A 10,610-nucleotide genomic window follows, 5' to 3' on the forward strand; every position below is an offset into this window, starting at 1 on the left:
CCATGCGGATCCTCTCTTTGGCTCTGCAGAACTTCAAGTCTCATGAGGACGCCTTCTTCGAGTTTGAGCCCGGTATCAACGCCATTTGTGGAGAAAATGGAGCAGGCAAAACCAGCATTCTAGAGGCCATCGCCTGGGTTTTGTTTGACTACTGCCCCTACAACCAAGAAGAACTCATCCGCACAGGGGCCAGCGATGCGGTGGCTACTGTCCAGTTTATCTCCCAGTGGGATCAGCGCACCTACGACGTTCGCCGCAGTGTCAGGCAGGGATATCGCCTCTTCGATCCGCAATTGAAGCAGCGCCTAGATTACGAGCGCAAGGCAGATGTGCTAGCGTGGCTGAGGCAACATTTGGGTGTGCCCGCCGGTACTGATTTGGCGCGGCTCTTTGCTACAACGATTGGGGTGCCCCAGGGCACTTTCACAGCAGATTTTCTCAAAACCAGTCGGGAGCGGAAAGAAGTTTTCGACCGCATCTTGAAGGTAGAAGAGTACCAGCAAGTTGCAAAGGATCTGCTGGCAGTTGAAAAATACAGCGAGGCGCAAGTTCTGGCCGTCAAGCATCAAATTGAGCTGCTCCATCAACAGATGCAAGACTGGGATCCGCTGCAAGTAGAGCAGCAGAGAATCGAGCAAGAACTGAGCCACTGGCAGGAGCGCTTAAGCCACCATACCCATACCTTGGCCGAGGTGAAGCTGGAGCTGGAGCGGCTGGAGAAGCTGCTTGAGCAAATCCAAACGCTCGACCGGCAAATTGCTCAACTGGAGCAAGAGGGATCCCTGCTGGCAGTAGCCCTTGAGCAAGCCGAAAAGCTGTGGGCAGAGGCCCAGCGAGCGCAGGCACAACAACAGCACCACCAAGAGGGATCTCAGCGCTTTTTGGCCATAGAAGATCGGTTGCGGGAGCTGGAAAAGCAACGGCAGCAGCGCCTGGAGTGGCTGAAGCGGCGGGAGGCCCTGCTCTCGCAAAAGCAGAACCTCGAAAACCAACTGGCGAGGCTGCAGGAAAAACTCAGCCAACAACAGCGCTGCAAGCAGGAGCTAGAGGAGCTGGCTCCCCAAATTCAAGCCCAAGAGGAGCTAGAGCGCCGGCAAAGCCATTGGGCTCAGCAGCTCGACACCTTGCTCCAACTGCACCGCGAATGGGAGCAGCTTCAGGGAGAATGGTCAGCCCACGCCGGGCGCTGTCAACTGCTGCAAAGCCGCGTCCAAGAGGCTGAACAGGCGCAGGCCATCTGTCAACAGCACGAATCGGCCTACAGGCGTTATCTGGAGTTGGAGGCTTGGGTGGCAGAGCAAGAGGCGTTGCGACGAACACGGCAGACCTTGACAGCTCAGCGGGAAACTTTACGGCAGCAGCTCCACCAACTCCAACTGCGAGAATCTGAATATCGACAGCAGCTCCAACTCTTCCAGAAAATCGAGGAGGAAAAGCTACACCTGCAAACGCTCTGCGAAAAGCAAACCGTCCTGGAACAACGGTACTCTCAAATTGGCCAGAAGTTGGCCTCTTTTCAGGCCCTGCGCCTAGAGCTAAGACAGAGAGAAACAGAACAGGAACAGGGCCGGGCCCAGTTGGAACAGTTGCGGCTGCAGCTTCGACAGCGACAGGCCGATCGAGAGCACGTAGCCAAGATTCCCCTCCTGGAGGCTCAACAAGAGCGACTGCAAACTCAGCTCAGCCGCCTAGCCGCGGCGCGGCAATTTCAGCGGGAACTCCAAGCCCTTTTCGAGCAGGGCTCTCACCAACTGGCCCAGCACAACCGCAGCATTCAAACTCTTGTGGAGGAGCTGGCCGCTTGCCAACAGAGTTATCCGCAACTCCAACCTCTATGGCAGCGGATCCCGCAAGTTCTGGCCCAGTCTTCAGCCCTCAGCCAACAGTTACTGCAATCCATCCAACAAATCCTACAGGATCTTTCCCCCCAAACTTGCGAGCCTCAGCTACGCCAGCAACTGGCTGATATCCAGGAGCAACTCAAGACTTTGCAGCCCCTGCTGGGCTTAACGGCGCAGATTCCCGAGTTAGAAGCTCAAATTCAACAGTTGCTGCAATGGCAAAACGAACGCCAGAGCAAAATTGAGGATCTTCAGTGGAGCCTCGAGGCAGAGCCAGACTTTCTTCGGCAACAACAGGAAATCGGCCAAGCGCTGCAGGCACTGGGGGATCCCAGGGGGCAAATCCAGCGCCTGGAAAAGGAGCTCAACAATAAGCCGAGAGTTGAGCAAGAGTACCAGCAAGTTGTAGCCAGCATCCAGCAACTTCAACAACAGATACAAGCCCTAGAGCAGCAGCTTCAGCCCCTTGCCGATCTAGACGAGAGAATTGCCGCTTTACGGGAGGAGCAGAGTTGCCATCGCAACAGCTATGAAACCGTTATCCGTATGCAACCACTTGTCCAAAGTTTGCCACAACGAAAAGATGAACTGCAAACAGCTCAGTTGGCTCTAGAACAGATCCAGCAAGCTAAGCAGGAAAAACAAGCCCAAATTGATCGCTGGGAGAAAATAGAGGGATCCAAAGATTACCTGCAAGCCCAAATTGTAAAAGCCGCCGAAACCTTGAAGTCCCTGGGGGATCCGAGAAGCCGGGCTGAGTGGCTGAAAGCGGAGCTCAAGCTGGAAAGACAGTACCTGCAAACGCAGGCAGGTTGCCTACAGCAAATCCAGGATTTGGAGGCAGCACTCCGCCCCCTCGAGGAAGCGCTGCTGCAAACCGAACACCTGGATCGAGAGCTGGGATCCCTGCAAGAACAGCGCGAACACTACCGAGCGGATCACGAGCAATATCTACGTCTGGAGCCTATTGCCAAACTGCTCCCCCAACGAGAACGGAAGCTCAGTGAACTGAAGGCGCAACAGCAAGCATTGCAAACCCAACTGTCCCAATTGCGGGCACAGCGGGATCCTTTGGCTTCCCTCTATCAGCCTCAGGAGCACCAACGTCTGCGCTCCCTTTTGCAGGCCACCGAAATTCAAAAGGCCGAGGCTCAAGCTCGCCTGGAAAGCCTTGCCCCTCAACTACAGAAAATCCAGGAAAGGTTACAGCAACTGGAGCGGGTGAGAGAAACCTTAAAACAAGTCGAGACGCAACGAATCGAGAAAGAGCGTCTGCATCGCTTCATTAAGTTTAGCCGAGATACCTACAAAAAGGCTGGTCCTCAAATTACCCAATACTATCTACAGCAGATCAACAACATTGCCGATCACCTCTTCCGGGAAATCCTCAACCGCCCCAATGTTGCCCTCACCTGGGAGGCCGACTACGAGATCCGCGTTCAAGAGGGAGGCGGCCCCAAACGACGTTTTGCCAGCCTTTCTGGAGGAGAGCAGATGTCGGCAGCTCTGGCAGTTCGCCTAGCCTTGCTCAAGGTGTTAGGACAGTTGGATATTGCCTTCTTCGACGAGCCCACCACCAACATGGACGCCCAGCGCCGACAGCGATTGGCCGAGTCCATTACCAATTTGCGCTCTTTTGAGCAGCTATTTGTGATCAGCCACGACGATACCTTTGAGCAAGTAACGGAGAACATCATTCGGGTGGAGAGGCACGCTGGCTCTGGCCAGATGAGGAGGGATCCCACCTATGGTATTTAGAGCTGACCGGGTTCTGGCAGTATTGCAGCAAAAGCGGGAGGCTTTCGTCACTTTTGATCAAGGGCTATCGGAGCGCAGAGAGGGATATCGGCAGGCCATGGAAAGATTGTGCCAGTGGTCGAGCGCAGAGATTGCCGAAAAAATAGCGCCCTTGGACTTTCCGGGTGCTCTACCTACTCAAGAGTGGGATCTTTACTCCAGTTGGTCAGTTCCTTTTGAACAGGCATGGACTAGCCATGAGGAAAGCGATGAATGGGCAAGGTCGATTATTAAAAATATTTCCACCTTTGCAGTAGATGGATCCCAAATCTATCCCAGCAAGGATCTGTCAATTCCGGTGGCCTTGGTGCAGATCGGCTGGTATGAGAATCATCACTGTGCCCAAGGCCTGTACGAAAAAGATATTCAAGTCGATGTACTGACTCCAAAGGATTTGGGATCCGATAGCAGCGGCGAGCCCAAAGAGCGCGTCGTCAACATGCGTCGCTTCCAAATGGAAACAGAAAAGCTGGTGGAATATATCCGGGGAGCTCAGCCTGGATCCCGAAAGTTGGCCTTTTTAGATGGGGCTCTGGTGGCTACCTTTGCGGAAGCCCTTGAGCCAGAAAGCCGAGATTTCTACGTACAATGTTTACTCCAGGTGCTGCGGGCCAGCGAGCAAAACCAGATCCCTGTTGTGGCCTACATCGACACTACCTATACCTCAGATCTGGTGACATTGCTGCGGCATTGCTTCGATCTTCCTGAAGCTCCTCAGCTTCACGATGCCCAACTCCTCAGCCCGTGGCTGGAGTGGGGGGAGCGCACCCCTTTTTTTATCTGTGCTCGCGGCGGCAGCCTTAACCCTCAAGATGGGATCCTCAACTCTTACCAAGAAATGCGAGAGCGAGTGGGATTTGTTTATTTGCGCACCAACGACAACTTTCCGGCCCGGCTGGAGATACCGGTTTGGGTTTACGAGGCAGGACTTTTGGACTGGGTCGTGGATCTGGTGCGCTGCGAGGTCATCATTGGTAGAGGCTATCCCTATGTGTTAGAGACAGCCGATCAAATAGCCGTTATTCGCAATGAGGATCGCAACCTTTTCCTGCGCCTGATGCAAGATTGGGCAAGCCGCGAGAAGCTCAACCTCAGGTTATCTCGGAAAACGGTGAGTAAACTGCAGCGGAGGCGAGTCCGATGAGATTGGGCAAGGTGGTTCGCTCCAACAATCACTGCGACTACGTAGTGCAGGTGGATGACGCCCTAGAAGTCAAAAATCCTCCCTCTCCTGATGACTTTGGCTTTGGCAGCTTTGTTAAGCTGGAGAATGATCAACGGCACTGGGCTGTAGGTCTGGTCTATAACACCCAAATTGTAAACCCGCTCTTTCTCAACTCCGGCCCGCGCCTCTCCAGCCAGCCGGATCCCTATTTTTCCCCCGATTTACAAAACGAGGTGCGCACGCTGCTTTCGGTGGTTCTCATCGGAGCTTTGGACGAAGAGCGGGGCTGTGGCCGGCAAGGGATCCCGCGCGTGGTGGTGCCTGTGAACACGCCCGTTTTTCGCATGAGCCAAGAAGAAATCCTACGTTTTCACCAAGATCCCCAAGGTCAAACCCAATTTTCGTATTATGGATTGCTCTTGAGCAGCGGCGGCAACTTTGCCGACCACCTTGTTTATCAAGTCTTGAATGATATCATACCCATGTTTTCCGATCCGGCTCAACGGCGGGCCCTGCAAATTCTAAGCAAAGAACTGGCCTGGAAAATGACCGTAGGAGCGATGCGCTGATGACCAAAAAAACTGTAGGGATCGCCCAGTCTCTTGACAATGGACACTATCCAAAAGCTGTCTTCTCCTCCGATGAAGAGGCCCCAGAAGTAATCGGCACTGTCAAGGGCCCCGGTGAAACCTCCAACCAGTATGTTTTTATCACCTCCAATACCCAAGCTGTAAGAGTAGGCGATTTTGTCTACTATGAGGTTCAGGATACCCAGTCCCAAACCCTGAAAATTCTCGGCAAGATCAGGCAAGTCCAGCTCTTGGATCACATTCCCGATCGCATCTTTGCCGACACCGAGATCGATCCCAGCACCATTGTGGCTTTGGTGGGCTTTACCCACCCCAACCCGGAAATCTACGCAGTTACCGTCGAGGTCATCGGCTATTTTCACCGCGCCATGGGCTTTATTAACCCCCGTCGCCCTCCGGATCCCGGTGCCAAAGTCTTTTTGGCCTCCAATCGTCTGCTGAAATCGATTTTGAACAAACGAGATGAAACAGCCGTTGGGGGCGCTCACTTGGGCAGCCTGTTGTTGCGCGACGAGGGAGCGGTGCCCGTGGTGCTGGATGTCAAGGAAATGGTTAGCACCCATCTGGCTATTTTGGCGGGGACGGGATCCGGAAAATCCTACACGGCGGGGGTCTTGATTGAAGAGCTGATGTTGCCCAAAAACCGGGCTGCTGTTCTCATTTTTGATCCCCATGGGGAATACCATACACTGGCAGAGATGCAGTCCCACCCCAAGTTTTTGGGCGAAGACGGCTACCGCCCTAAGGTTAAGGTTCTCTCCCCACAGGAAATCAAGATCCGCGTGTCTTCTCTCAACTTTTTCGATATCCTTACCCTCTTGCCAGAGACCACCGACCGGCAGAAATCTTTCCTAGAGAAAGCTTTCCGCAAGGTTACCCAGTTCAATCCACTACGTTGGACAATTCGGGATCTGATCGACACCGTCAACGAAGAAGATTCGGCAGAGGACGGATCCCGGGGATCCTCAGCCGCTGCTTTGGAGTGGAAGCTAGAGCAGATCGATCGCTCTCCCTACTTTAGCAATGTGGAACACCTGGCCCCCAAGGATTTGTTTGAGCCAGGGCAGGTAACCATTTTGCAGATGCACGAGATTAGCCAGGAAGAGCAGCAAGTCATTGCCGCCGCCATCCTGCGCCAGGCCAATTACGCCCGCATTAACACCCATAAAGGCAAGATCCAACCGGGGGATGAAAATTACCTGCCCTATCCTGTTTTTATCTTGTTGGAAGAGGCCCATCGCTTTGCCCCTGCCCACGAGCCCTCCCGCTGCAAGCAGGTGTTGCGCACCATTCTCAGCGAAGGGCGGAAGTTTGGCTTAGGAGTAGGTCTAATCACGCAACGCCCCGGCAAGCTGGACTCGGACATTCTATCGCAATGCATGAGCCAATTTTTGATGCGAATTGTCAACCCTTCCGATCAAGAAAATCTGCGCCACAGTGTTGAGGCTGCCGGACGGGATTTGTTACAGGAATTGCCGGCTTTGAGCAAGGGTCAGGTGATTGTCTCCGGCGTGTGTGTCAATACCCCTGTTCTGTGTAAAGTACGGCAGCGCTACACCCAGCATGGTGGCGAAACACTTGATATCCTCGGCTTGTGGCAAAATCACTTTCAGCCCCACCGACGACAGGATCGCGTAGCCCAATCTGCCCCTCTCAGGCCACGTTCTCAGCCTCAGGTGGTCGAGGGATTGAGCATTGACTAGAGATCGTTAAAAGCTGGGGTCAATTGGCAGCCGGCTATCCTGTCTATAAACGCTGAGCCAAAAAAATCTATGCAGCTTAGAATGGTTCATGTCCATGTCTAGATTGCAACGCTTCCCAACTGCTCTGGGATCCCAAGCTCTTTCCAATCAGGAGAGATAAGAGTTGCCGCTCAAAAATTTGAGCGATGGTTTGCTACCGGTGGAGAAGAAAGTCGTGGTGAAAAAGCAAGCTCTTTGGCGAGGCTGGGTGGGCATTGCCGCTGTGGCCCTGCTGGGATCCGGCCCTGCCTATGCCCAGTTGCGGCTGATCCCTGAGGCGGCGCGGCAGGTCTACGAGGCCTTGCCAGATCTGCCTCTGGAAAACACCTATACCCCCGTGAACCCCAATGACGGCGGCCCCGCGCCTGAGGAAGATACCTTGGTGCGGCGGATGATGGTCTATCACTTGCAGGTGGTCGGTCGCTCTCCTACCGACCGCTTTGACTGGCAACTGACGCTAGCAGACTATCTGGACGCCAACGAGCCGATAGTTGCCCAGCGCTACCCCGGTGCCGAGCGGCTGACGGTCAACCCCTATGCCCAAGACAAGGCAGCCGTGCAAGCCCTGAGCCGGCAACAGCGACAGGCCCTGCTGCGGGAGCTTGTGCTCGCCTTCGGCGGGGATCCCGATCCCAAGCCCCTGTACATTCCCGCCGACTTGAATCCTGTCCCCGCTCCTGCCACCCCAAAACCGCTGGAACGCTTGCCGATTCCCGGCGCTGGATCCGCCGACCTACTTCGGCCCTAGAGGGAGTCTCCCCTCACCCCCGGCCCCTCTCCCAGAGGGTATCCCTCACCCCCAGCCCCTCTCCCTGAGGGAGAGGGGAGCTAGGATTTGACGTAGCGAACGGCTTATTCAAATGGTCACAGCTTTTTTGGGAAGTGCCCCCTTTAATCCAAAGTCTTTCCAGTGTAGTTTTCAATGCAGCGCAAGAACAGCTCTACCCCAATGCCGAGGGCAGCTTCGTCAAAGTCAAAGCGGGGATGGTGATGGGGATAATCTAGCCCTTTGGCAGGGTTGGCGGATCCCAGGAAAAAGTAGCAGCCGGGCACCTCGTTGAGGAAAAACGAGACGTCCTCGCCGCCCATGGTCATCTCTGGAATAATCGCCGCTTCTGAACCGAACAGCTGGCGGGCGGCTTGTTCTACCAGGGCTGCCATGGCCGGGTCATTGTGAACCGCCGGATAGCCCCGCTCGTACTGGAACTCGTAGGTGGCCCCATAGGCTTGGCAAATGCCGGCCACGATTTCTTCTATACGTCTTGCAAGCAAATCCCGCACTTCCGGCTGAAAGCTGCGCACGGTGCCCCAAATTTCTGCCCGGGGAGCAATGACATTGAAGGTGTCGCCGGCCCGGAAGCGGCCCACCGTCACCACCGCCGGCTGCAGCGGATCCACGTTGCGGGAGACGATGGTCTGCAAAGCGCTCACAATGTGGGATCCCACCACAATGGCGTCCACCGTCTGCTGAGGAAGAGCGGCATGGCCACCGCGCCCAATGACCTCGATTTGAAAGCGATCGGCAAAGGCCATCGAGGGGCCGCTTTTGACGCCAATGGTGCCCAGAGGTCGGTTGTTCCACAGGTGTAAGCCGAGGATGGCTTCTACATCTGGGTTCTTCAGCACCCCCGCTTCCACCATTGGCTTGGCTCCGCCGGGGCCTTCTTCAGCAGGCTGGAAAATAACTTTGACGGTGCCTCTGAGGCTTTGGCGGTGCTGCTGCAGCAGCTTGGCGGTGCCCAGGGCAATGGCCGTGTGGCCATCATGGCCGCAGGCGTGCATAACGTTGGGGATGGCGGAACGGTATTCGACCTCGTTGGCCTCGTGAATGGGTAGGGCATCCATGTCGGCCCGCAGCGCCAAAACCGGCCCTGGCTCTTCTCCCGCGATGGTGGCCACAATGCCGGTGTGGGCGATGCCGGTCTGGTGCGGGATCCCCCAACTTCTCAGGCGGTGGCTGATGTAGGCGGCGGTTTGCTTCTCCTGGAAACCCAGCTCTGGATACTTGTGCAGGTGGCGGCGCCAGGTCACCAACTCCGGCTGTAAGGCTTGAACGGCAGGGCGAAGGGCGGGAACTTCCATGGCTATCCTAAAAAACGCTTAGACAAGAGTCAGCCTGGGGAAGATCTTCCTTCCCGGTTGGTTTCCTAGAAGCTGTTTAGAGCATGACTCTAGTCAATAATAAGCTCAACTATACTGAAAATAATGTATAATATGTTCAGTACGGATTACTACCAGTTGATCTTTCTGTTTACTTTCGAGTCTGCCAACATGGTAGCCAAAGCAAAGCAGAAAATTGGTAGTAAGACGACACGGAAACTGCGCTTTGGGTATTCTACTCAAAGCTTTGCGGGATACCGCCATTCTGTTTGGAAACAAACAGAATGCTATCGCTGCATAGTTGAACAGTAATGTTCAGCAGTGTTCAGCGTAAATGTATCAGTTACATGTCGATTCCGTCCAGTATGGCAAAAGTTTTGCCAGGGCTGTTTCTCCCTAGGCCCACCGGGATCCAGTTTCTGGCGGCAGATCTTGCCAGCGGCCCGGCCCCACGGCGCGCAACGCCTCTGGCAGGGAGATAGCTCCTGAGTAGAGGGCCTTGCCCAGAATGGCTCCGGCCAAACCCGGCAAGCTCAGCAGGGCAAGCAAATCGGTGAGCGAGCCAATCCCCCCGGAAGCGATAACCGGCAGGCGGGAGACAGCCAGGATCTGGCGCAACTGCTCTAGGTTGGGGCCGGCCAGGGTGCCGTCCCGGCCAATGTCGGTGTAGATGATCCCGGCAGCCCCTTGGGCTTGGACCCGTTGCACCAGCTCGGTGGCGGCTAGGGGAGTGGTGCTCAGCCAGCCGCGGGTGGCTACCTGACCTTGGCGGGCGTCGATCCCCACCCAGATGCGTCCCGGCAAAGCCTGGGTCATGGCCTCCAGCAGGGCGGGATCCTCTACAGCCACCGTGCCGACGATCACCCGCTCCACCCCCAAGTCCAGCAACTGCCGCGCCCGCTCCAGGGATCGGATCCCACCCCCCACCTGTACCGGGATGGCCAGTTTGCGGACAATGTCTGCAATGATGGGCAGGTTAACCGGATCCCCGCTTTTGGCCCCGTCCAGATCCACCACATGCAGGCGAGGCGCCCCTTGGGTGGCCCAGATTTCTGCCTGCTGGACGGGGTCGGCGGCCACCTGCTCGGCTTGGGCGTAATCGCCTTGGTAAAGACGCACGGCGCGGCCTTGTAAAAGGTCGATGGCGGGGATCACCTCGAGAAAGGCACTGGCGTGAGGCATGATGGGATCCCTGGAGAAGAGCTTTTCCAGTATCGCCTGAGTATTGACACTCCCACCGCCTAAAGGCGGGGGATGCTTACGCAGTCCACAAAAGAACCCGCAACGGCGTTGTCAAAGCGCCTCTAGACAGTTCCTGAAGGCAAAGCCCCAAGGTTCTGCTGACTTTCTTAAGCAGGTTGGCGGCAGCATTCGC

General features: G+C 55.7%; 7 protein-coding genes and 1 pseudogene. 6 read left to right on the top strand and 2 right to left on the bottom strand.

Features of this window, described 5'->3' with window-relative positions; translation table 11 throughout:
• The first annotated feature begins 2 nt into the window (after nt 1-2).
• From SYN65AY6A5_RS12695 to SYN65AY6A5_RS12715, 5 genes are all read left to right on the top strand, one after another.
• On the top strand, nt 3-3,599 hold the full coding sequence (locus SYN65AY6A5_RS12695) for an AAA family ATPase (protein WP_099812802.1): 3,597 nt from the start codon (nt 3-5) through the stop codon (nt 3,597-3,599).
• The gene (locus tag SYN65AY6A5_RS12700) at nt 3,589-4,782 is read left to right on the top strand and encodes a DNA double-strand break repair nuclease NurA (RefSeq protein ID WP_011431311.1); all 1,194 of its coding nucleotides are present in this window, start codon (nt 3,589-3,591) and stop codon (nt 4,780-4,782) included. Before SYN65AY6A5_RS12695 ends, SYN65AY6A5_RS12700 begins: the two co-directional genes overlap by 11 nt.
• Nucleotides 4,779-5,372 (top strand): hypothetical protein, encoded by a 594-nt coding sequence (locus SYN65AY6A5_RS12705; RefSeq protein ID WP_099884700.1) that lies wholly within the window; start codon nt 4,779-4,781, stop codon nt 5,370-5,372. The genes SYN65AY6A5_RS12700 and SYN65AY6A5_RS12705 overlap by 4 nt, the downstream gene beginning before the upstream one ends.
• The gene (locus tag SYN65AY6A5_RS12710; RefSeq protein ID WP_011431309.1) at nt 5,372-7,096 is read left to right on the top strand and encodes an ATP-binding protein; all 1,725 of its coding nucleotides are present in this window, start codon (nt 5,372-5,374) and stop codon (nt 7,094-7,096) included. The genes SYN65AY6A5_RS12705 and SYN65AY6A5_RS12710 overlap by 1 nt, the downstream gene beginning before the upstream one ends.
• 178 nt (nt 7,097-7,274) lie before the next feature.
• A complete protein-coding gene (locus SYN65AY6A5_RS12715; RefSeq protein ID WP_240527325.1) occupies nt 7,275-7,883 on the top strand; it encodes a hypothetical protein in 609 nt (202 codons plus the stop codon).
• A 143-nt stretch (nt 7,884-8,026) separates the two neighbouring features.
• Here the strand turns inward: SYN65AY6A5_RS12715 and SYN65AY6A5_RS12720 are convergent, their stop codons facing one another.
• Nucleotides 8,027-9,217: a M20 family metallopeptidase gene (locus SYN65AY6A5_RS12720; RefSeq protein WP_011431307.1), complete on the bottom strand. Its 1,191-nt coding sequence runs from the start codon at nt 9,215-9,217 to the stop codon at nt 8,027-8,029.
• A 135-nt stretch (nt 9,218-9,352) separates the two neighbouring features.
• On the opposite strand from SYN65AY6A5_RS12720, the pseudogene SYN65AY6A5_RS14835 reads away from it, so the two are divergent.
• Nucleotides 9,353-9,536, top strand: a pseudogene (locus SYN65AY6A5_RS14835) (hypothetical protein); the annotation flags it as partial.
• Between the two features lie 95 nt (nt 9,537-9,631).
• Here SYN65AY6A5_RS14835 and hisA read toward each other — a convergent pair.
• Nucleotides 9,632-10,417, bottom strand: a complete 786-nt coding sequence (gene hisA, locus SYN65AY6A5_RS12730) for a 1-(5-phosphoribosyl)-5-[(5-phosphoribosylamino)methylideneamino]imidazole-4-carboxamide isomerase (protein WP_011431306.1) — start codon at nt 10,415-10,417, stop codon at nt 9,632-9,634.
• Nucleotides 10,418-10,610: the final 193 nt, after the last annotated feature.

Source organism: Synechococcus sp. 65AY6A5, assembly GCF_002760415.1.
In the GTDB taxonomy this organism is placed as follows: domain Bacteria; phylum Cyanobacteriota; class Cyanobacteriia; order Thermostichales; family Thermostichaceae; genus Thermostichus.